This window comes from Afipia sp. GAS231, from assembly GCF_900103365.1.
Taxonomy (GTDB): domain Bacteria; phylum Pseudomonadota; class Alphaproteobacteria; order Rhizobiales; family Xanthobacteraceae; genus Bradyrhizobium.
Genome location: NZ_LT629703.1, coordinates 2,376,556 through 2,396,429, shown reverse-complemented (window position 1 = coordinate 2,396,429; position 19,874 = coordinate 2,376,556). Strand labels below are relative to the sequence as shown.

The window sequence follows — 19,874 nt, the reverse complement described above, 5'->3', positions numbered from 1 at the left end:
TCATCTGGTTCAAGCTGCCATGCCGCAATTCGATAGGGCGGCGCTACGGCCAAACTCGATTTATTTAGTTGCAAGAAAATTGTATCCGATGCAGAATGTTCGCATCTAATATTCTGATCAGGCCGGACGGAGGATGCAATGACGCAAGGGGTGCAAGAGGTAATCGTCGTCCCCAAGGGCGAGGCGACGGAGGTGTTCGACGTGCTGGGAGAGCGCATCTCCGTGCTGGTGGACCGGAAGCACACCGGCGGCCATGAGGTGGTGCTGCATGTCGGGGTCGAGGGCGCGGGACCGCCGCCGCATTTTCATGCCTGGGATGAAGATTTCTATGTGATCAACGGCGAAATCGAATTCAGCTATCAGGGCAAAGCCGTGACGTTGGGCTCGGGCGGCTTCATTCACTTTCCGGCCGGCACCCCGCATGCCTTCCGCCATGTCAGCAAGGGGGCCACGGCCCTTGGGATCTCGTCCCCTTCCGGCGCGACCAAATTCTTTGCGGCCATGGATCTCAACAAGAGCGAGCCTCCCGATTTTGCGAAGATGACCGCGGTCGCCCGCGATCATGGCGTCGAAGTCGTCGGACCGTCAGCTTGAGACGCACCGGTTCAACACGCAGTTATGACAACGCGTTTCGGCGCGAACAGGCCGAGCGCACGCGCGAGCAGATTCTGGAAGCCATGATCGACCAGCTTGGTCAGGGCAGGCAGGACTTTTCGGCCGCCGATGTCGCTGCCGCCGCGGGGGTATCGCAGCGCACGGTCTACCAGTATTTTCCGGACCGGGAGGCGCAGATCAACGCCGTGATCGCTGCGCTTGACGAGCGTCTGGCGCATGAAGTGGCCGGCCCGCGCAGCCTTGACGAAATTTCGCCATTTGCCGAGCAGCTGATCCGGCTCGGCGCGTCGCATGTCCGAGAGATGCGGGCCCAGATTGCCGGGGGGCTCGCGAGCGAGGTAAGGGCGCGGCGACGGCGGTCACGCGACCGCGCGGTGGCATTGGCAGTGGGCGCGGGGTGCGACGATCCCAAGGCCGCCCGGCTGGCCTCGGCCGCGATCAACGTATTAACAAGCGCCGAGATTTCGTTGGGAATGATCGATCGTTTCGGCATCGAGGGTGACGACCTGATCGGCACCCACACATGGATCATCAGGACACTGGTCGAGGCGATCAAGCGGGGCGATCTGCCGGCGCCTGCGGAGAACATCCACTCCTGACTTATGGAGCATAAGATATGGTTGCGGCCCGGGTTGCCTGATTAAGGCGTGAGCTGGAAAGCGAGGCAGGGCGAGGCCGGCTGCAGTGAACTTCGCAGGGCCTACAAACGTAAACCTGCGCAGCAGCGGACGAAGGCCGCTCATTAGGCGCCTGATCAGGCTTTCGAGGAGTTTGTCGCTGCTGCCGAGGCTGCGCGACAGGCTTGGCGTAAGATCTAGGCCGGAATGCGGACCGGCAACTGTTCGATGCCGCGGACGAAGCTGGAATAGACCCGCTTCGGCTCGCCGACCACCTCGATGCGGTCGAAACGCTTCAGCATTTCCTGCCACACGATCTTGAGCTGCAGCTCGGCGAGCCGCATGCCGACGCAGCGGTGGATGCCGAAGCCGAACGACAGGTGGGTGCGGGGCCGGGGACGGTCGATGATGAATTCTTCCGGCCTGTCGATGCCTTCCTCGTCGCGGTTGCCGGAGACGTACCACATCACGACCCGGTCGCCCTTTTTGATCTTCTTGCCATGAAGCTCGGTATCGACCAGCGCGGTGCGGCGCATATGCGCCAGCGGCGTCTGCCAGCGGATCACTTCCGGCACCATGGTGTCGATCAGATCAGGGTTGTCACGCAGCTTCTGGTACTGGTCGGGATGCTCGTTCAGCGCCAGCACCGAACCGCTCATGGTGTTGCGGGTGGTATCGTTGCCGCCGACGATCAAGAGGATGATGTTGCCCATCAAATTGTCAGGGTCCATGTGCCGCGTCGCGTCGCTGTGCGCCATCATCGAGATCAGATCGTTGCGCGGCGGCGCATTGACGCGCTCGTTCCACAGCCTGGTGAAATAGGCGGCGCATTCGTCCATTTCCTGGCGGCGCTGCTCGGCGGATTCGACGACGCCGCTTTTGGGCAGCGCGGTCGAGACATCAGACCAGCGCGTCAGCTTGCGGCGCTCCTCGAACGGGAAGTCGAACAAGGTCGCCAGCATCTGGGTGGTCAGTTCGATCGACACCCGCTCGACGAAATTGAAGGTCTCGTTGCGCGGCAGGTTGTCGAGAACTTTAATCGCGCGTTCGCGGATCAGTTTTGCCAACTCGTCCAGATGCGTCGGCGTGAACATCGGCGACACCGTCTTGCGCTGCGACGAGTGTTTTGGCTGGTCCATCGCGATGAAGCTTGGATAGTCGTAGCCGGGCGGAACGTCGCGGATCGAGATGCCGCCGAGCGTGGAGTCCGACGAGAAGATGCCGTGGTTGGTGTCGACATGCATGATGTCGTTGTACTTGGTCACCGACCAGTAGGGCTCGATCGGTGCATTGGTGCAGTAATGCACCGGCTCTTCCTTGCGCAGCCGCTCGAACCACGGCCACAGCGTGTCGTTCTGGAACAGTTTTGGCGCGCCGGGATGAAAGTCCTTCAGGGGCGTCGAATAGGCCTCTTCGCGCGCGGCGCGCAGAAGCTCAGTCCTGTCGGCTCTGATGGTTGTCTGGACGTTCATCGTCGATGTTCCCGCAGTGAATAAGGTCAGCCGGCAATCCGAACCGGCAGGGTCTCGTAGCCCTTGACGAAGCTGGAATATACCCGCTTCGGCTCGCCCACCACCTCAATATTGTCGAACCGCTTGAGGATCTCTTCCCAGATAATCTTCAATTGCAGCTCCGCCAGCCGGATCCCGACGCAACGGTGGATGCCGAAGCCGAACGAGATATGGGTGCGGGGCCGGGCGCGGTCGATGATGAAGTCGTAGGGGCGGTCGATCACGTCCTCGTCGCGGTTGCCCGAGACGTACCACATCACCACCTTGTCGCCCTTCTTGATCTGGCGGCCGCGGAACTCGAAATCGGACAACGCGGTACGGCGCATATGGGCGAGCGGCGTCTGCCAGCGGATCACTTCCGGAACGAAGCTGTCGATCAGCGCGTGGTTTTCGCGCAGCTTCTTGTACTGATCCGGATTCTTGGCTAGCGCGTAGATGCTGCCCGACAGCGTGTTGCGGGTGGTGTCGTTGCCGCCGACGATCAACAGGATCAGATTGCCCAGGAAATTCTTCGGGTCCATGTCGCGGGTGGCGTCGCTGTGCGCCATCATCGACAGCAGGTCGCTCTTCGGCGGCTGGTTGATCCGCTCCTTCCAGAGCCGGCCAAAATACTGCGCGCATTCCATCAGTTCGGCCTGGCGCTCGTCCTCGGTGGCGACGACACCGTCCGGGCCGGGCAAAGTGGTGGCGACGTCGGACCAGCGCGTCAGCTTGCGGCGGTCTTCCCAGGGGAAGTCGAACAGCACGGCCAGCATCTGCGTGGTCAGTTCGATCGAGACCTTGTCGACCCAGTCGAACACTTCGTTCTTCGGCAGGTTGTCGAGGCATTCGGCCGAGCGCTTGCGGATATTGATCGCGAGCTGATCCAGATGGGTCGGCGTGAACATCGGCGCCACGGTCTTGCGCTGCGCCGAGTGGCGCGGCTGGTCCATGGCGATGAAGCTTTCCCGGCGCAGGTCGGGATCGACGTCGCGGACGGTGATGCCGCCGAGCGAGGCCGCCGAGGAGAACACCGCATGGTTGGTCTCGATGTCCATGATGTCGTTGTACTTGGTCACCGACCAATACGGCCCGAACATGCTGTCCTTGCAGTAATGCACCGGGTCTTCGCGGCGCAGCCGGTCGAAATACGGCCAGAACGAGTCGGTGCGGTAGAGTTCGGGATGGCTGACGTCGAACTCGGCGAGCGGCAGCGAATTGGCCTTGTCGCGCGCGGCTCGCAGGTGCGAATCCCCGGATAGTTCGATCGTTCCGTGCATGCGGCGTCTCCTGATGGCGTCCCGCCCTGGTTAGTCCAGGAGGGCAATGTTTTACCCAATTACATTCCATCGCGGGGGCCAGAGCAAGCGAGAGTTTGCCGCATCCGCGGTATACCAGAGACGTCCCGGCCGGGCCGTTTTTGGTCCGTTTTGAGCCCGTGACAAGCGCATGCGGGGGTAATAAGCCTGTGGGCAACAAGCCCATTTCGTTCTGACGCGTTTTCTTCACGCGAACCGGTGTCCACTTCGCTCGAAAACGCTACAAAAAGCCACCGGAGGCCGCCCCACCATGATTCCCAACGCGTACCGGATGTTCAATTTCGATCTCGGCGAGACCGCGGATGCGATTCGCGAGACCGTCCATGCCTTCTCGAGCAACGAGATCGCGCCGCGCGCCGCCGAAATCGACAAGAGCAACCAGTTTCCGCGCGATCTCTGGCCCAAGATCGGCGCGCTCGGCCTGCACGGCATCACCGTGGAAGAGGAGTATGGCGGGAGCGGTTTGGGCTATCTCGAACATTGCATCGCGGTGGAAGAAATGTCGCGGGCGTCTGCCGCGGTCGGGCTGTCCTACGGCGCCCATTCCAACCTCTGCGTCAACCAGATCCGCCGCAACGGCAACGAGGCGCAGAAGCGCAAATATTTGCCAAAGCTGATTTCGGGCGAGCATGTCGGATCATTGGCGATGTCGGAACCCGGCGCCGGCTCCGACGTGGTGTCGATGAAGACCCGCGCCGACAAGAAGGGCGACCGTTACGTCCTCAACGGCAGCAAGATGTGGATCACCAACGGACCGGAGGCCGACACGCTGGTGGTCTATGCCAAGACCGATCCGGAAGCCGGCCCGCGCGGCATGACCGCCTTCATCATCGAAAAGGGCATGAAGGGATTTTCCACCGCGCAGAAGCTCGACAAGCTCGGCATGCGCGGCTCCGACACCTGCGAACTGGTGTTCGAGGATTGCGAGGTGCCGGAAGACAACGTGCTCAGTGAAGTCGGCCGCGGCGTCAACGTGCTGATGTCCGGTCTCGACTACGAGCGCGCGGTGCTGGCGGCGGGGCCGATCGGCATCATGCAGGCCTGCATGGATGTCGTGCTGCCCTATGTCCACGAGCGCAAGCAGTTCGGCCAGCCGATCGGCACCTTCCAGCTGGTGCAGGGCAAGCTCGCCGACATGTACACCACCATGAACGCCTCGCGCGCCTATGTGTATGCGGTGGCAAAGGCCTGCGATCGCGGCGAGACCACGCGCGAGGACGCTGCCGGCGCGATCCTCTACGCCGCCGAAAAGGCGACGCAATGCGCGCTCGACGCCATCCAGTTGCTCGGCGGCAACGGCTACATCAACGACTATCCGACCGGGCGCCTGTTGCGCGACGCCAAGCTCTATGAAATCGGCGCCGGCACCAGCGAAATCCGGCGCATGCTGATCGGCCGCGAGCTGTTCGACAAGTCGGCGTAAGGCATCGCCCGAGCCTCCCGGCCGCGTTGGGAAAAGGATGCCCGCCAACCGGGCGGGCGAAGTTTCGGGAGGAAGCGCCCTGTCAAAGGAGCGCCAAGGGAATCTCCGTGATTCGGCCGCCGCCGCCAAGATCGTAGAACTACCGTCATGTTCGTGACCGCGCCGCGCCCTTGCGTGATTTCGCCGTTTCGATCGGCACCGACGGCGTGCCGGACGGCGTCAAATTCCACACCGCCTGCATTGCCGAAAAGGCGTGCGCGATCATGTCTTCATGGCGACGCGCCGCCAGGCAGGCAAAGGAGAGGTGGCAGGTCAGCGTCACCCTGTCGGCAACTACGAAATCCCGCGTGCGGGTGATGCGATCGAGAATGCCGTCGCGGGCGAGGCCGAGACAGACGCCGGACTCGACGAAGTCGATCACGGCCTCTTCCTGGTCGGTGAAGGCCACGCGCTTCGGCAGCGCGCCAAGGGTGCGGAAGATATCGTCGGTGAGCCGCCGGTGCGCCGAATGGAGCGGCGTTGCGAGCCACGGCAGATCGGCAAGGTCGGCCCAGCCCTTGCCCAAAACCTTGTCGCGCCATGCCAGCGGGGCGATCACGCGGTAGTCGTAACGCATCAGCGGCGCGAGCTGGAATTTGCCGTCGCCGATGGTGCGCTCGGATAAAGCCTGCGACGCATGGGATTCCTGGGGCGCGGCGTCGATATAATATCCGACATCGAGCTCGGTTTTGCCGATCTGCGTCAGCACATCGTCGCTCATGCCGTAGCGCAGGAAGACTTCGGTCTTCTGCAGCGAGGTGGCGAGGCTGCGCACGAACGGTCCAAGCCGGATGAACTCGGGCTCCAGAATAGTGCCGACGCGCAAGGTTCCCCGTAGCTGCTCCCGGAGCGAGGCCGCCATCGTCTTGAAGTCCGATGACGCCGATACCGCCTTGTGCGCCAGCGGAAGCAACGCGGCGCCGGCTTCGGTCAGGGTAAAGCCGCCGGACGTCCGGTTGAAGAGCTGAAGGCCGATGCTTTCTTCCAGGCCCTTGAGCTGCAGGCTGACGGCCGGCTGGGTCAGGCTGAGCAGCGTGGCGGCGCGTGAAACCGAACCTTCACGGGCGATCGTGATGAAACAGCGCAGGGCTTGGGTTCGCGGCAGCTCGTTCATTGGAAATGCTTATATATGATAGCACTCTTGAAAGTAACAATATTTACGAATGAAACCCTGCGTTGTTGTCGGGGCAGGTATGGCCTTGGCCGAGGGCCGGGTTCACCCGAGCGGGATGTCACTCCGGCAGGTTGTTGACCTTGCGCACCCAGACGCGCACGTCGGTCAGCACGTCGGGCAGTACTTCCTTGACGTCCTGCACGGTCATGCCGGCCTTGACCCTGGGATCGTAGAGCAGGTTCAGGATGTACTGGTCGTAGACGTCGAAATAACCCATCGACACATTGTCGTTGAACATGGTCCAGGGCACCGTCGAGGTATCGTTGATCGGTCCCAGCGATTGCAGCAACTCCTCATAGCCGCAATCGAAGAAAACGAAGTCGCCATTGTCGACGGTGAGGATCACGTCGGAATGCTCGATCTCGAATTTCTCGTTCTTGCGAAAACCCGACAGGCATTGCGGATCGAGCGACGAGCGGATCTCTTTCGCGCGCTCGCTGCCGTAGAAGGTCGCGATGGTGCGATTGAGGTCGCGGTCGCGCACCAGCTTGACCAGCACGTTGGCGGCGTCGTTGCTGGCGGCCATGGCGATGTCGAGGTGCTGAACCTTGGCGCCGATATCGGCGACGATTTTTGCGAGCTGGGCCTTGCGGTCGGGACGGTTGCCGTCGGCGAACACCCGCACCGGCATGTCGTATTTGCGGATGCGGTCGACGCGGCCGGCGAGATGATATTCGGCGCCGAACGCGGTCTTGAAGAAGCCTTCGACGATCTCGCTGTCGGTGAAGATCTTCTTCTCGGTGCGCTGACGCTGGGCGATGGCGGGAATTTCAGCGGCAGGCGCAGCCGGCGTCGCCACCGCACCGAGCGTGACGACGGACAGAGCGGCCGCAAGGGTTGCTGGAAAGCGGGATCGGCAGGGCGTGCGCATGACGGCGACGCTGCAGCAATCGGAGGGTGCGTGCAAGGTTTGATCAGACACTTGTTTGGTCAGATCCTTGCGCGCATGGCTGCGCCGGGTTCCCGCGCCTCAGCGGGCTCAGTTCTTGACGATGACGGTGGTACCGATGCCCACGCGGCCATAGAGGTCGGTGACGTCGTCATTGGTCATGCGGAAGCAGCCGGATGACACCGCCTGGCCGATCGTCTCGGGCTCGTTGGAGCCGTGGATGCGGTACAGCGTCGATCCCAGATACATCGCGCGCGCGCCGAGCGGATTGTCGATGCCGCCGGCCATATGCCGCGGCAGGTCGGGCCGTCGCGCCAGCATCTGCGACGGCGGGGTCCAACTCGGCCATTCCTTCTTCGCGGTGATACGGTGGGTGCCGCTCCAGCGAAAACCGTCGCGGCCGACGCCGATGCCGTAACGCAGCGCCTGGCCGTTGCCGAGCACGAGGTAGAGCCGGCGTTCCGAGGTGCTGATCAAAATGGTGCCGGGCGCATATTGGCCGGAAAAATTCACGGTGGTGCGCGGGATCGGGCTCGCTCCGCCACCGCCGCCGTTGAAGAAATTGGGACCCCCGCCCATGATGTCGCGCATGTCAGCCTGGGCTTGCGCCTGGCCGGCCGCAGCCAGCACCATCACCGCCGCAAACAGCAAAGCCAGAACCCGGGTCATTTTTGTCCTCGCGAAAACATCAAAATCGGCAGCGTAAGACAGGCCATAATTGCTGCGATTTCGCAAGCAAACAGCCTGTGAATGCGGCATTTTCGGCAGCCTCGGTTAAAAAAGGCAACACGCCGCAGGTGATGGCTGCATTGTGCCCTAAACCTTTGACGAAACGCGCGAACAATGATTGATCTTCGCAAGCCTAATATCACCAAGCCTCACATAACTAAGCCTCACATAACTAAGCCTTGCAGAACAACGCGGATGGGAGCGAGACCATGAACGGTGCGGAAAGTCTGGTGCGGACACTGGTCGCAGGGGGCGTCGACGTCTGCTTCGCCAACCCCGGCACCTCGGAGATGCACTTCGTCGCCGCGCTGGACCGGGTCGAGGGCATGCGCTGCGTGCTCGGCCTGTTCGAGGGCGTCGTGACCGGCGCCGCCGACGGTTATTACCGCATGAAGGGCTCGCCGGCTTCGACGCTGCTGCATCTCGGGCCCGGCCTCGCCAACGGCCTTGCCAACCTGCACAACGCCAAGAAGGCCAATTCCGGCATCGTCAACATCGTCGGCCAGCACGCAGTCTACCATATCGCCTACAACGCGCCCCTGACCTCGGATATCGAAGGCCTGGCGCGGCCGATGTCGGCCTGGGTGCGGACCTCGCCGGACGCCAAATCTGTGGCGACCGATGGTGCGGCTGCGATCGCCGCGGCCAAGAGCGCGCCGGCGCAGATTGCCACGCTGATCCTGCCCGCCGACACCGCCTGGAACGAGGCCGACGGCATCGCCCAGGTCCCGGCCGAAAGCCAGCGCGCGAACTATTCCTCCACCGCCATCGACAACGCCGCCAAGGTGCTGCGCAGCGGCGGCGCCTCGACGCTGCTGCTGATGACCGGCAGCGCGCTGACCGAGCAGGGGTTGGCGCTGGCAGGACAGATCGCCGGCAAGACCGGCTGCAAGGTGATGGGTCAGACCTACAATCCGCGCATGGCGCGCGGCAAGGGTCGGTTTGCCATCGACCGCATTCCCTATGTGATCGAGCAGGCGCTGCCGATCCTGAAGGATTTCAAGAACATCGTATTGGTCGAGGCCAACGACCCCGTCGCGTTCTTTGCCTATCCGAACAAGCCGAGCATGCTCAAGCCCGAGGGCTGCGAGGTGCACCGCATGACCTCGGGCGCCGAGAATTCCGTCGCCGCACTGGAAGCGCTGGCCTCCGCGCTCGGCGCCAAGCCGGCCGACCGCCAGCCGCAAAAGCTGGTCGAGATAGCCACGCCGACCGGCGCGCTGACGCATGCCTCGATCGCGCAGGCGATTGCGATGGCGATCCCGGAAAACGCCATCGTGGTCGACGAATCCATCACCACCGGCCGCGGCTTCTTCCCGCCGACGGCGGCGGCCGCCCCGCACGACTGGCTGCAGAACATGGGCGGCTCGATCGGCTTCTCGACTCCGGTCGCGACCGGCGCCGCGGTGGCGTGCCCGGACCGCAAGGTGATCTGCATGGTCGGCGACGGCAGCGCGATGTACACGCTGCAATCTTTGTGGACCCAGGCCCGCGAAGGCCTCAACGTCGTCACGATCGTGTTCGCCAATAAGATCTACCAGATCCTGCGCGGCGAGTTCGACGGCGTCGGCGCCGGCGAGCCCGGCCAGCGCGCGCTCGACATGCTCAAGATCAACCGTCCCGACCTCGACTTCGTCGCGCTCGCCAAGGGTATGGGCGTGCCGGGCCGCTCGGTCGCCAATGTCGACGATCTCAACAAGGCGCTGGCGGAAGCCATCGCTGAGCCGGGTCCGCGGCTGATCGAAGTGCAGATGTAACAGCGGCCGTGGAGGCGTCATGCAGACCGAGCTGAACAAGGTCGTCACGGCACTCCAGGAATTCTACGCGCGCGAGACCTTTCTGCTCGAAAAGGATCTCGGCGAGCGCACGCTGACGCACCGGCTTGCCGTTCATCTCGAAAAAGAGTTTTCGGGCTGGGAGGTCGACTGCGATTACGACCGGCTCGGCGACCGCACGCTGCGGCTGCCGCACGGCACCATCATCTCGACCGACGATCACCTCGGAAAATCGGTTTACCCCGATATCGTCGTGCACCAGCGCGCGATCCCCAACAATCTTCTCGCGCTCGAGGTCCGTAAATTTGGCAATCATCAGCCGCTCGAGCACGACCAGCAAAAACTTCGCGCGCTGACCGACCCGCATCTGTGGTTTGCCTACTGGATCGGCGTGTTTGTGACGCTCGGCAAGAAGCAGGTCGCGACGGCGGAGATCTATACCAGCGGGGTGAGGGACGAAGCCTTGTCGAACTGGTTCGCCGGGCGGCTGAAGGAAGCGGGACTGGCTGAAAGCCGCGCCGCCGTTCGTCCCTGACCTATCTACATCACAGAAATTTCTGGATTTGAAACCGAAATCTCTCCCCGTCATTGCGAGGAGCGAAGCGACGAAGCAATCCATCTCGCCACGCAAGGGAAGCATGGATTGCTTCGCTTCGCTCGCAATGACGTGGAGAAGCCGAACATCCTTCGCAGTCGTCGTCACCCGCGAAGGCGGGTGATCCAGTATTCCAGAGACGCCAATGATGGAATCGATAAGCCGGAGCCTGCTGGATCGCCCGGTCAAGCCGGCGATGACAGAGTGTGCTGATATCACGGAATGATGATGGCCGCCGCCGCTGGCCGTTGCGGCGGGTTCGGCAGATCCGGCGGCCGTTGAATCCAAATGAAAATTCATGACATCGTTGACGCGCGAAGCGGCGAAGCCCGCCTGCGCGATGCGCGGCGCCGGCCGATGTCAAAAACCTGTCATGCCGCTGTGACAAATCTAGGCAAAGCAGAGCGTTTCAACCGGCGGAATTGACCATGAAACGTGGAATGATTGTGCTCGCGATTTGCGCCGTCGCGGTGGTGGCCTATTTCGGCGCCAGCAAGTGGGCGATCCGCCACCAGACCCTGACCTTCCACGACATCCTGCGTGACGATCGCGAGGTCTCGGTCAACATTGCGGTTCGCCGCGACCGCGAGGTCGAGGCGATGGCCGAGATGATCGAACTGCCGGTGGTGATCCTCAACCACGGCAACACCGTCAAGTTCACCGAGTATTCGTTTCTTGCCAACGTCTTTGCCGCGCGCGGCTATCTGGTGGTCAGCATCCAGCACGACCTCGAAAGCGACGATCCGATGGTGACCAAGGTCGGTGAGGAATATGTCGGCCGCCGCCTGCAATACAACCGCGGCGTCTTCAACATCATGTTCGCGATCGAGCAGTTGAAGAAGGTTTATCCGAACGCGGATTACGGCCGTCTGACGCTGGTCGGACATTCCAACGGCGGCGATATCTCGATGTATCTCGCCAAGCGCCATCCCGAGATCGTCAAGAAAGTGGTGACGCTGGATAATTTGCGGGTGCCATTCGCCACCGACGGCAAGTTCAAGATCCTGTCGTTCCGCTCCAAGGATCCGGTGTTCAAGGCCGATCCCAGCGTCATTCCCGACGACGAGATCTGCGCCAAGGCCGGCATCACCGTGGTCAAGACCGAGTTTCAGCACAACGATCTCAGCGACCGCGGCCCCGACCACGTCAAGTCTACGATCCAGGCCAGGATCAACGAGTTTCTCGACGCGGAGGAGGGCCCCGGTCCGCTCGCGTCGGCCGCGGCCAGCATGCCGCCGGCGGCAGTCGCGAAATAGGAAGACTCTGTATTTGACGCGTTTTCTACGCAGATAAGTCCACGCAATCTGCGTAAACTTGATTGCTACGCGAACCGGTACCCACCCCCGGATCAAGTCCGGGGGCATGCTTCGCTTGAAAACGCTGCCTCAGTCCGCCGAGTCTTGCCGCGGATTGGACAAATTGTCGGCAAATTGCGGACAAAGCCGGATTCAAACATCCCCAAAGCGTAGTTGGGTGCGTAAGGGGAAATCATGACCTACAGGATCGTCGCTGAACGCGGCAATGAGACCGTGAGGATGGAGCGGGCGAGTTCGCTGCTGGCAGTGGCCAAAGCCAGGGTGTGGGCCAGCGAAGGCTGGCACGTCACCATCATCGTGAGGGATCAGGAACAACTCGAATACGCGGACTCCGACCGCATGGCGCTCGCATCGTGATCTGAGCGACGTCGTTTTTCGCGATCGTGCGAACGAACGGAAAGGCCGCCGAAAGGCGGCCTTTGCGTTGCCCGGAAGGGGTACCTGGAAGCGCAGGAAGCGACTATCGCTGCAGCGCGCGCTTGCCGTCGGACATCGACAGCCCGAGCCGGCGGCCGATCAAGAGGCCCGCGACCACGATCAGGCACCAGACCGGCAGGAAGAACAGCGTCAGGATGCCGGCGTCTTCCGGCTCGGTCTGCAGCAGCCATTTGACGACGCCGATCGGCGCCAACAGCCCAGCCGCGCCGCCGATGAGGCTGGTGACGGTCACGACGAATTTCTGAAAAGTCATCGGGCGCTATTTGCGCATCAGCACGCGCGCTTCCCGATAAAGATGGGAAAAGCAGATCACCAGCGAAGCGACCAGCGCGAAGGTGGCGAAGCTGTCGTAATCGGCTGACGTCAGCGGATTGAACTCGAAGTGCGGCGGCATGAACGCCCACCACACCACGGGAATGGTGAGCAGCGCCGCGAAGACGCCGGCCGGCGCGCCGCCGAGCAGGCTCACGATCAGGATCGCCGGAATGAACCCCGCGAAGTACGGTGTGATGCCGAACGACTCCGCGATCTCCTGCAGCGTCGCCGCAAACACCACCGCGGCGATCGCGGCCGCGAATGAGGCGGGTGACCATGGCTGGAGTCTCGGCAGGTAACCGGTCCGGTGGCGCATCAAATTCCCCCAAAATCGGATGCTGAAAGGCGGCAGGCTAGCGAAGCTGGGGAACAAATAAAGCCCCGCGCGGGCCGGGTTTCCGGGGTTTTTGGCGCAGCCACCGGGCGCCGTCGTCCGTGCTGCAGTGCGGTCAACGACGTGAAATACCGGATGACTACGGGGGAGGTCGAATTGGGATTCATCTTCGTGGGTAAATCAACGAAGCTTCAATGATTGGAGCGGAGATTCGTGCTTGGCTCAACCTGCAACGCGAATCGACCTTGATCACGGGGAGGAATGGATGCCCAGGCACTTCGGTTTGAAGGCAACACCGGTAGCCGAACGCTCAGGATCGATAGGGCTGTCCTGCGCCACGCCGGCCGTGACGGCATCGATCGCTACATCACCCGGCCTTGCTCCGGACGATACCCCGGAGGCGAAGCTCTCTTCCCCAGACCTGGCGCTGCCGTTCGCACCTGCGAGCTGGCGTGGCGGTCACGGGCGGCGGTCCATCTCGGCGGACTGAGCGAGACGAAGCCTGTTGAGGCTACGCGGCGTGCGGTCTTGGCATCTGCTGAGGAAAGGGTGCCTCGTAGAGCCAGGACAATTTCTCGCAAAAGCTTTCGACGTTCAGCTGCCGCATCAGATGGTTTCGCAGCATGGCATGGGGACCATCGGCATGATAAACGTGATCGCCGAGCAGGCGTGAGCCGAGTTGGACCCGTGCGGTTCGCAACAGGCGCGTCGCTCGATAGAGTTCCAGTCCGCCTTCGAGATCGCCGCGCGTTGGAGCAAGCGCCTCGGCGAGACAGACCGCGTCCTCGAGCGCCATGCAGGCGCCTTGCGCAAAATACTGCAACGTCGGATGCGCGGCATCGCCCAGCAGGCAGACCCGGCCGTCCACCCAGCGTTCGATCGGGTCCCGATCGCAGGTCACCCAGGCCTTCCAGTCCTTGCCGTGATGAATAATGGCCTGAGCGCGCGGATGAACATCGCGAAAGCCTTCCAGGACCTCGTCGTGTGTGACGGACTTCGCCGCGAACGCTTCGGACGGATTGTTGTGGCAGGTGATGGCGAGGTTGAACACTTTCCATCCCGAGAGCGGATAATGCACCAGGTGGCACTTCGCGCCCGCCCACAAGGTTGCGGCGTTCCAGCGCAAATCTTCCGGCATCTGCTCGGTCGGAATCACCGAGCGATAGGTGGTGTGGCCGGCCACGCGCGGCTCGCCGTCGCCGACCATCTGCTGCCGGATTTTTGAGCGCAAGCCATCGGCACCGATCAGGCAAGAGCCCGTGACGCGCTCTCCGTTTTTCAGGAGGGCCATGACCGAGCCGCCGGACTGATCGTAGCCGGTCACGTCGCAGTCGGCGCGCAGCGTGATCGCCTCATGGTCCTGACAGGCGCTAACGAGGATTCTGTGCAACTCGCCGCGGTGAACGACGGCGTAGGGATTCCCGAAGCGGGTCCGGAAATACGTGGTCAGATCGATGTGCGTGATCTCTTCCGCGGTGACCGCGTCCATCAGCCGCAATTGATCGATGAAGACCGCGATGGAGCGGACGGCATCGCCGAGCTTCAGGCGATCGAAGGCGTGGAACGCGTTCGGACCGAGCTGAATGCCGGCGCCGATTTCCTGATAGTGGGAGGCCCGTTCAAGAACGGTGACCTGAAATCCATGTTGCGCGAGCGCGAGTGCCGCGGCCAGACCGCCGATGCCGCCGCCGGCAATGAGAATTCGCTGGTCTGACATGTCTCCTCCTTTGCCGGGTCTCCCCCGCATCATTTTGGGGGACGGCCTTTTCCCGGGGCCCGTTCCCTGGTCGGCCGTTCCGGCTTGATGAGCTGTGCGACGTCGCCGCTTTCGACCTCGGCCTCGAGCCGGTCGAGATTGTCGTAGAGCGAGGCGAGCGTCGCCTTCAGTGCCGCCGCGTCCTTGCGCGACAGGTCGCCGGTCGCAACCTCTTCGTAATAGGCCGCAACCGGCATGAACCGGTCGTACAGCTCCCGGCCGGCGGGCGTCAGCTCCACCTGCAGGCTGCGCTGGTCGTTGGCAGGCCGCTCGCGCGAGACGAAGCCGGCCTTGTGCATATCGGCCACCAGGCGCGACAGCGTCGACAGGTCCGCCGACGTCAATGCGCTCAACTCGACCAGCCGCAGCGGCTGCTCCTGCTCGGCCAGTGCCGCCAGCACGCGGTACATCGGGAGCGTCAGTCCCTCCTTTTTGACCACGCGCACAAAAAGATCACCCATCCTGATGCCCACCCGGGCGAGCAGATAGGGCAGGGAATTCGACAGTCGATACATGGATTTAACCTCGCAGCCTCGGCGTGCTGAGGGCTTATCCATGGTTCTCTGCGCAGGCAATAGTTGCATCTGATTTAGTTGTAAATGATATAATCTCATTGACAAGTGTTTTGAAACGGAGTGTTGTGCTTGTCAAGCAGGAAACAGCTCAGGTGAGGTCAATGCAGGGAAAGATCGCGCTCGAAGAGCACTTCGCTCTCGAAGAGACGGTTCAGGACAGTGCCGGATTTTCGCCGGCGGAGGACTGGATCGAGCTGAAGGCAAGGCTGCTCGACATCCAGGACCGGCGGTTGAAGGAGATGGATGCGCACGGTATCGAGGTGATGCTGCTGTCGCTCAATGCGCCGGCGATCCAGGCGATCCCTGATCGCGACCGTGCGCTGGAGCTCTCGCGCCGCGCCAACGATTTTCTCGCCGAGCAGGTCGCACGGCGTCCGCAGCGCTTTCAGGGACTGGCCGCCCTTCCAATGCAGGACCCTGATGCCGCCGCGCGCGAGCTGAACCGCTGCGTTACGTCGCTCGGCTTTCGCGGCGCGCTGGTCAACGGCTTCAGCCAGCTCGCGGGCAGCGACAAGGCGCTCTACTACGACCTGAAGGAATTCTGGCCGTTCTGGTCGGAAGTCGAGCGGCTCGACGTTCCCTTCTATCTGCATCCGCGCAACCCGCTGGCCAAGGACGCCGCGATCTATGACGGCCATCGCTGGTTGATGGGACCGACCTGGGCGTTCGGGCAGGAAACCGCGGTCCACGCGCTGCGCCTGATGGGTTCGGGCCTGTTCGACGCCTATCCGCACCTCAATGTCATTCTCGGCCACATGGGCGAGGGCCTGCCGTATTCGATGTGGCGCATCGACAACCACAACAAGTGGATGCGTACGCAAAACGTCTATCCCGCAAAGCGGCCCATCGCCGATTACTTCCGCGAGAATTTCTACCTGACGACATCAGGAAATTTCCGGACCCAGACCCTGATCGACGCCATGCTCGAGATCGGCGCCGACCGCATCCTGTTCTCGGCCGACTGGCCGTTCGAGAACATCGATCACGCCGCGCTCTGGTTCGATCAGGCCACGATTGCCGAGAACGACCGGATCAAGATCGGACGCGAGAACGCGCGTTCGCTGTTCAAGCTTGCGGGCACGTCGCCCCAATCTGCCAAAGAGCAGAACAAGACATCCATTCCAGCGGAGGAATCCCATGAGCTTCTCGTCAGAACTCGACGTTCACACTGAACTGTCCGGTGCTGCCGTCGGACGGTCGCACCGGATTCTCGGCGTCCTGATCACGCTGATCACGATGTTTGACGGTTACGACACCTTCAATCCGGCCTATGTCATTCACTACGTCATGGAGCCGTGGGGCCTGATGCCGAGTCAGGCCGGCCTCCTCGTCAGCTCCGGCCTCGTCGGCTTTTTGGTCGCGGCGGTTTGCCATGGCATGATCGCCGATCGGTTCGGGCGGCGTGGCACGATGCTGGCCGGCCTTTGGATCGTCAACGTCTTCACCCTGCTGACCGCGGTGTTCGCCTCCAGCTTTCTGAGCTTTTGCGCGCTGCGCTTCATGACCGGGCTTGGATTGGGCGTCCTCTTGCCGCTGGGGACGACCTTCATCAACGAGCTGGCGCCGCAACGCGTCAGCAACAAGTTTTCGCTGTGGGGCGTGACGCTGGGCTGGTCGCTCGGCGGCGTGTTCGCCGGGCTGGTCGGCGTGTTCCTGACGCCGCTCTATGGCTGGCAGATTCTATATTATGTCGGCGCGCTGTCGATCCCGCTGACCTTCGTGGTGCATGCGGTGTTGCCGGAGAGCCCGAAGTTCCTGGCGGCGCGGGGACGGTTTGACGAGTTGCGCGCACTGCTGACCAAGCTGCGGCCGGAGCGCAGCGCGGTCTATCAGTCCGCGTCGTTCCGATCGCCGCAGCAGGCCGCAGGGTGGAACACCATCGGCGCGCTACTGACGCCGCGCTACCGGCGGGTCTCGCTGACGATCTGGGGCACGGCATTTCTGACCCTGTTTGCGATCTTCGGCCTGACGGGGTGGATTCCGACGGTCATGATCAAGCGCGGCGAAACCTTTGCAGCTTCATTCGGCTTCGGCGCGTTGATGCAGGCGACCTCCTTCATCGGCGGACTGACGCTCGCCACATTGGCCGACCGCAACCTCGGTCTGGCGCCGCGCTATCTCGCGACGTGGTGGATCATCGGCGGACTGGCGGTGCTGTCGCTGGTCTTCGCCAGCGGTCACGGCTTCAATCTCGCGATTGTGGCGGTTGCCGGCTTCTGCATCATCGGCGCCCAGCACGTCCTGAACAATTTCACGGCGGGTTCCTATCAGACCGATTTCCGTGCCAGCGGCGTTGGCATGGAGCTGGGTGTGGGCCGGGTCGGGGCCATTCTCGGACCCTATGTCATCGGGCTTCTGCAGCAGGCGACAGGTGGGCCCGACGCCGTATTCTGGGCGATCGGCGGCGCGGCCATCGTCGGCGGCCTCGCGATCGGATCGCTCGGCATCCGCGATGCGGCATTGCCGGCCGCGAATACGATCCCGGCGGAGGCGCGATGACGCCGTTCGTCTACACGGCGCCGGCGGCGCGGGTGGTGTTCGGCTCGGGCACCAGGGCCACCCTCGCGGACGAGATCCGGATGTTGTCCTGCCGGCGTGCGTTGATCCTGTCGACGCCGCCGCAACGGGGCGCGGCGGATCAGCTCGCCGCTGACATCGGCGAACTGGCTGCCGGTGTCCTCAGTGAAGCCACCATGCATACGCCGATCGACGTAACCGAAAGGGCCGTCGCCCGCGCACGCGCGCTCGCCGCGGACTGCGTGGTCGCGATCGGCGGGGGCTCGTCCGTCGGACTTGGCAAGGCCATTGCCCTCAACACCGACCTGCCGCAGATCGTGCTGCCGACGACCTATGCGGGATCGGAAGCCACCTCGATTCTCGGCCAGACCGCGGATGGCGAAAAGCGCACCTTGCGCAGTCCGAAAGTCCAGCCGGAAGTGATCATCTACGACGTCGATCTGACGTTGACGCTCTCCACGCATCAAACTGCCGTTTCCGGCATGAATGCGATCGCCCATGCGGTCGAAGCGCTCTATGCGCAGGATGGCAATCCGGTCACCTCTGTCCTGGCGGAGGAAGCCATCCGCCGCTTTGCAAGCTCGCTGCCGAAGCTGGTCGCGTCGCCTTCGGACTTTGAGGCGAGGTCGGACGCGCTCTACGCCGCCTGGCTCTGCGGGACTTGCCTGAATGCGGTGAGCATGGGGCTGCACCACAAGCTTTGCCATACGCTCGGCGGCCTATTCGATCTGCCGCATGCGGAAACCCACACCATGATCCTGCCTCACGCGGCCGCGTACAATGCTGCGGCGGCGCCGGAGGCTTTGCGGCGCGCAGCCGGCGCACTCGGCACCGAAGACGCGGCCGCGGGACTGTTCGATCTCGCAACGCGGCTCGGCGCGCCAACCTCGCTGTCGTCGTTGGGCCTGAAGCGTGACGACCTCGATCGGGCGGCACGCGCCGCGGTGCAAACGCCGTATCCAAACCCGCGCCCGCTGGCGCTGCCGGCGATCCGTGAACTTCTCGACAACGCCTTTGAGGGCGTGAGGCCCGGATCCGACGCCGGCCGGGAGACGCTTGATGCGTGATTTCGACCAACACAACATCACCGACGCCGTTGTCGCCAGCTTTGCGCAAACGAAAGACGTCCGGCTCAAGACCGTCATGACCAGCCTGGTCCGCCACCTCCATGATTTCGTGCGCGATGTCGAACTGTCGTTCGACGAATGGAACGCGGCAATCGACTTCCTGACGCGCACCGGGCAGATGTGCAGCGACACGCGGCAGGAGTTCATCCTGCTGTCGGACACAACAGGTGTGTCGATGCTGGTCGATGCGATCAACCACCGGATGCCGGAGGGCGCGACGGAGACGACCGTGCTGGGACCGTTCTATGTCGCGTCCGCGCCGGAACAGGCGTCCGGATCGGATATCTCCCGCGGTATCGAAGGCGAGCCGCTGCTGGTGGAAGGCTCCGTCGCCTCGCCCGACGGAACGCCGCTTGCGGGCGCCACGGTCGACGTCTGGCAGGCCGACGATGACGGATATTACGACGTCCAGCGTCCGGAACTGCAATCGTCGCTGCTGCGGGCCCAGTTCAGGACCGATGCGGAGGGCCGGTTTTCTTTCAAATCGATCATGCCGGCATTTTATCCGATTCCGGACGACGGGCCGGTCGGCGAGATGCTAGGCGCGCTCGGACGACATCCCAACCGCCCGGCGCATATCCATTTCATGATCGCAGCCGACGGCTACGAGACGCTGATCACGCACCTCTTCAATGCGGAAAGCCCGTATCTGGATTCCGACGCCGTGTTCGGCGTGAAGAATTCGCTGATCGCCACGTTTGGCAAAAATGCCGCAACCGGCTCCGGCCGCATCCTTAACCATCGCTTTGGACTGAAGCCGCTGTCGCAGGGGACACAACGCAACCGCGAATCCCAGGCAGCGGCTCAATAGCAGCGTAACCACGCCATCAC

20 protein-coding genes are annotated in these 19,874 nt (G+C 62.9%); 11 read left to right on the top strand and 9 right to left on the bottom strand.

All coding sequences use genetic code 11. From position 1 onward, the window contains the following. Positions 1 to 138 precede the first annotated feature (138 nt). Complete coding sequence (locus BLS26_RS11360) at positions 139 to 594, top strand: cupin domain-containing protein (RefSeq protein ID WP_092511079.1); 456 nt, start codon at positions 139 to 141, stop codon at positions 592 to 594. A gap of 83 nt (positions 595 to 677) precedes the next feature. Further along, positions 678 to 1,214, top strand: coding sequence for a TetR family transcriptional regulator (locus BLS26_RS11355; RefSeq protein WP_157676413.1), 537 nt, complete (start codon positions 678 to 680; stop codon positions 1,212 to 1,214). 215 nt (positions 1,215 to 1,429) lie between these two features. Here the strand turns inward: BLS26_RS11355 and BLS26_RS11350 are convergent, their stop codons facing one another. Further along, positions 1,430 to 2,704, bottom strand: coding sequence for a cytochrome P450 (locus BLS26_RS11350; RefSeq protein WP_172804583.1), 1,275 nt, complete (start codon positions 2,702 to 2,704; stop codon positions 1,430 to 1,432). Positions 2,705 to 2,730: 26 nt separating this feature from the next. Further along, a complete protein-coding gene (locus BLS26_RS11345; protein ID WP_092511073.1) occupies positions 2,731 to 4,002 on the bottom strand; it encodes a cytochrome P450 in 1,272 nt (423 codons plus the stop codon). A gap of 289 nt (positions 4,003 to 4,291) precedes the next feature. Between BLS26_RS11345 and BLS26_RS11340 the strand changes: the two genes are divergently transcribed. Next, entirely contained in the window at positions 4,292 to 5,464 is a 1,173-nt protein-coding gene (locus tag BLS26_RS11340) for an isovaleryl-CoA dehydrogenase (protein ID WP_074818926.1), read from the top strand. 145 nt (positions 5,465 to 5,609) lie between these two features. On the opposite strand, the gene BLS26_RS11335 is transcribed toward BLS26_RS11340, so the two are convergent. The 3 genes from BLS26_RS11335 to BLS26_RS11325 all read right to left on the bottom strand — a co-directional run bounded on the left by BLS26_RS11335 (position 5,610) and on the right by BLS26_RS11325 (position 8,235). Next, positions 5,610 to 6,617, bottom strand: a complete 1,008-nt coding sequence (locus tag BLS26_RS11335; protein WP_092511071.1) for a LysR family transcriptional regulator — start codon at positions 6,615 to 6,617, stop codon at positions 5,610 to 5,612. Between the two features lie 118 nt (positions 6,618 to 6,735). Beyond that, positions 6,736 to 7,548, bottom strand: coding sequence for a DUF2927 domain-containing protein (locus BLS26_RS11330; RefSeq protein WP_092511069.1), 813 nt, complete (start codon positions 7,546 to 7,548; stop codon positions 6,736 to 6,738). Positions 7,549 to 7,656: 108 nt separating this feature from the next. Further along, positions 7,657 to 8,235, bottom strand: coding sequence for a L,D-transpeptidase (locus tag BLS26_RS11325; protein WP_092517935.1), 579 nt, complete (start codon positions 8,233 to 8,235; stop codon positions 7,657 to 7,659). A 269-nt stretch (positions 8,236 to 8,504) separates the two neighbouring features. Between BLS26_RS11325 and BLS26_RS11320 the strand changes: the two genes are divergently transcribed. From BLS26_RS11320 to BLS26_RS11305, 4 genes are all read left to right on the top strand, one after another. After that, positions 8,505 to 10,052, top strand: a complete 1,548-nt coding sequence (locus tag BLS26_RS11320) for an acetolactate synthase large subunit (RefSeq protein WP_092511067.1) — start codon at positions 8,505 to 8,507, stop codon at positions 10,050 to 10,052. 19 nt (positions 10,053 to 10,071) lie between these two features. After that, a complete protein-coding gene (locus tag BLS26_RS11315) occupies positions 10,072 to 10,605 on the top strand; it encodes a hypothetical protein (protein WP_092511065.1) in 534 nt (177 codons plus the stop codon). A 488-nt stretch (positions 10,606 to 11,093) separates the two neighbouring features. Then, complete coding sequence (locus tag BLS26_RS11310) at positions 11,094 to 11,921, top strand: S9 family peptidase (RefSeq protein ID WP_157676412.1); 828 nt, start codon at positions 11,094 to 11,096, stop codon at positions 11,919 to 11,921. Positions 11,922 to 12,155: 234 nt separating this feature from the next. Next, positions 12,156 to 12,338 (top strand): hypothetical protein, encoded by a 183-nt coding sequence (locus BLS26_RS11305; protein ID WP_092511063.1) that lies wholly within the window; start codon positions 12,156 to 12,158, stop codon positions 12,336 to 12,338. Between the two features lie 103 nt (positions 12,339 to 12,441). Here the strand turns inward: BLS26_RS11305 and BLS26_RS11300 are convergent, their stop codons facing one another. The 4 genes from BLS26_RS11300 to BLS26_RS11285 all read right to left on the bottom strand — a co-directional run bounded on the left by BLS26_RS11300 (position 12,442) and on the right by BLS26_RS11285 (position 15,339). After that, positions 12,442 to 12,672, bottom strand: coding sequence for a hypothetical protein (locus BLS26_RS11300; RefSeq protein WP_092511061.1), 231 nt, complete (start codon positions 12,670 to 12,672; stop codon positions 12,442 to 12,444). 6 nt (positions 12,673 to 12,678) lie between these two features. Next, positions 12,679 to 13,050 (bottom strand): DUF4118 domain-containing protein, encoded by a 372-nt coding sequence (locus BLS26_RS11295; protein ID WP_092511059.1) that lies wholly within the window; start codon positions 13,048 to 13,050, stop codon positions 12,679 to 12,681. Between the two features lie 529 nt (positions 13,051 to 13,579). After that, the gene (locus BLS26_RS11290; protein ID WP_092511057.1) at positions 13,580 to 14,785 is read right to left on the bottom strand and encodes a 3-hydroxybenzoate 6-monooxygenase; all 1,206 of its coding nucleotides are present in this window, start codon (positions 14,783 to 14,785) and stop codon (positions 13,580 to 13,582) included. A gap of 29 nt (positions 14,786 to 14,814) precedes the next feature. After that, a complete protein-coding gene (locus BLS26_RS11285; protein ID WP_157676411.1) occupies positions 14,815 to 15,339 on the bottom strand; it encodes a MarR family winged helix-turn-helix transcriptional regulator in 525 nt (174 codons plus the stop codon). A gap of 161 nt (positions 15,340 to 15,500) precedes the next feature. On the opposite strand from BLS26_RS11285, the gene BLS26_RS11280 reads away from it, so the two are divergent. The 4 genes from BLS26_RS11280 to BLS26_RS11265 are packed head-to-tail and all read left to right on the top strand — an operon-like array spanning position 15,501 to position 19,854. Continuing rightward, positions 15,501 to 16,571, top strand: a complete 1,071-nt coding sequence (locus BLS26_RS11280; RefSeq protein ID WP_092511053.1) for an amidohydrolase family protein — start codon at positions 15,501 to 15,503, stop codon at positions 16,569 to 16,571. After that, the gene (locus tag BLS26_RS11275; protein ID WP_092511051.1) at positions 16,537 to 17,898 is read left to right on the top strand and encodes an MFS transporter; all 1,362 of its coding nucleotides are present in this window, start codon (positions 16,537 to 16,539) and stop codon (positions 17,896 to 17,898) included. The genes BLS26_RS11280 and BLS26_RS11275 overlap by 35 nt, the downstream gene beginning before the upstream one ends. Further along, positions 17,895 to 18,983, top strand: a complete 1,089-nt coding sequence (locus BLS26_RS11270; protein ID WP_092511049.1) for a maleylacetate reductase — start codon at positions 17,895 to 17,897, stop codon at positions 18,981 to 18,983. The genes BLS26_RS11275 and BLS26_RS11270 overlap by 4 nt, the downstream gene beginning before the upstream one ends. After that, complete coding sequence (locus BLS26_RS11265) at positions 18,976 to 19,854, top strand: intradiol ring-cleavage dioxygenase (RefSeq protein ID WP_092511047.1); 879 nt, start codon at positions 18,976 to 18,978, stop codon at positions 19,852 to 19,854. The genes BLS26_RS11270 and BLS26_RS11265 overlap by 8 nt, the downstream gene beginning before the upstream one ends. Positions 19,855 to 19,874 lie beyond the last annotated feature (20 nt).

Bases quoted from the DNA above. Each gene is read 5' to 3' on its own strand.
- BLS26_RS11360 (WP_092511079.1), top strand. From the start codon at position 139: ATGACGCAAGGGGTGCAAGAGGTAATCGTCGTCCCCAAGGGCGAGGCG.
- BLS26_RS11355 (WP_157676413.1), top strand. From the start codon at position 678: ATGATCGACCAGCTTGGTCAGGGCAGGCAGGACTTTTCGGCCGCCGAT.
- BLS26_RS11350 (WP_172804583.1), bottom strand. From the start codon at position 2,704: ATGAACGTCCAGACAACCATCAGAGCCGACAGGACTGAGCTTCTGCGC.
- BLS26_RS11345 (WP_092511073.1), bottom strand. From the start codon at position 4,002: ATGCACGGAACGATCGAACTATCCGGGGATTCGCACCTGCGAGCCGCG.
- BLS26_RS11340 (WP_074818926.1), top strand. From the start codon at position 4,292: ATGATTCCCAACGCGTACCGGATGTTCAATTTCGATCTCGGCGAGACC.
- BLS26_RS11335 (WP_092511071.1), bottom strand. From the start codon at position 6,617: ATGAACGAGCTGCCGCGAACCCAAGCCCTGCGCTGTTTCATCACGATC.
- BLS26_RS11330 (WP_092511069.1), bottom strand. From the start codon at position 7,548: ATGCGCACGCCCTGCCGATCCCGCTTTCCAGCAACCCTTGCGGCCGCT.
- BLS26_RS11325 (WP_092517935.1), bottom strand. From the start codon at position 8,235: ATGACCCGGGTTCTGGCTTTGCTGTTTGCGGCGGTGATGGTGCTGGCT.
- BLS26_RS11320 (WP_092511067.1), top strand. From the start codon at position 8,505: ATGAACGGTGCGGAAAGTCTGGTGCGGACACTGGTCGCAGGGGGCGTC.
- BLS26_RS11315 (WP_092511065.1), top strand. From the start codon at position 10,072: ATGCAGACCGAGCTGAACAAGGTCGTCACGGCACTCCAGGAATTCTAC.
- BLS26_RS11310 (WP_157676412.1), top strand. From the start codon at position 11,094: ATGAAACGTGGAATGATTGTGCTCGCGATTTGCGCCGTCGCGGTGGTG.
- BLS26_RS11305 (WP_092511063.1), top strand. From the start codon at position 12,156: ATGACCTACAGGATCGTCGCTGAACGCGGCAATGAGACCGTGAGGATG.
- BLS26_RS11300 (WP_092511061.1), bottom strand. From the start codon at position 12,672: ATGACTTTTCAGAAATTCGTCGTGACCGTCACCAGCCTCATCGGCGGC.
- BLS26_RS11295 (WP_092511059.1), bottom strand. From the start codon at position 13,050: ATGCGCCACCGGACCGGTTACCTGCCGAGACTCCAGCCATGGTCACCC.
- BLS26_RS11290 (WP_092511057.1), bottom strand. From the start codon at position 14,785: ATGTCAGACCAGCGAATTCTCATTGCCGGCGGCGGCATCGGCGGTCTG.
- BLS26_RS11285 (WP_157676411.1), bottom strand. From the start codon at position 15,339: ATGTATCGACTGTCGAATTCCCTGCCCTATCTGCTCGCCCGGGTGGGC.
- BLS26_RS11280 (WP_092511053.1), top strand. From the start codon at position 15,501: ATGCAGGGAAAGATCGCGCTCGAAGAGCACTTCGCTCTCGAAGAGACG.
- BLS26_RS11275 (WP_092511051.1), top strand. From the start codon at position 16,537: ATGAGCTTCTCGTCAGAACTCGACGTTCACACTGAACTGTCCGGTGCT.
- BLS26_RS11270 (WP_092511049.1), top strand. From the start codon at position 17,895: ATGACGCCGTTCGTCTACACGGCGCCGGCGGCGCGGGTGGTGTTCGGC.
- BLS26_RS11265 (WP_092511047.1), top strand. From the start codon at position 18,976: ATGCGTGATTTCGACCAACACAACATCACCGACGCCGTTGTCGCCAGC.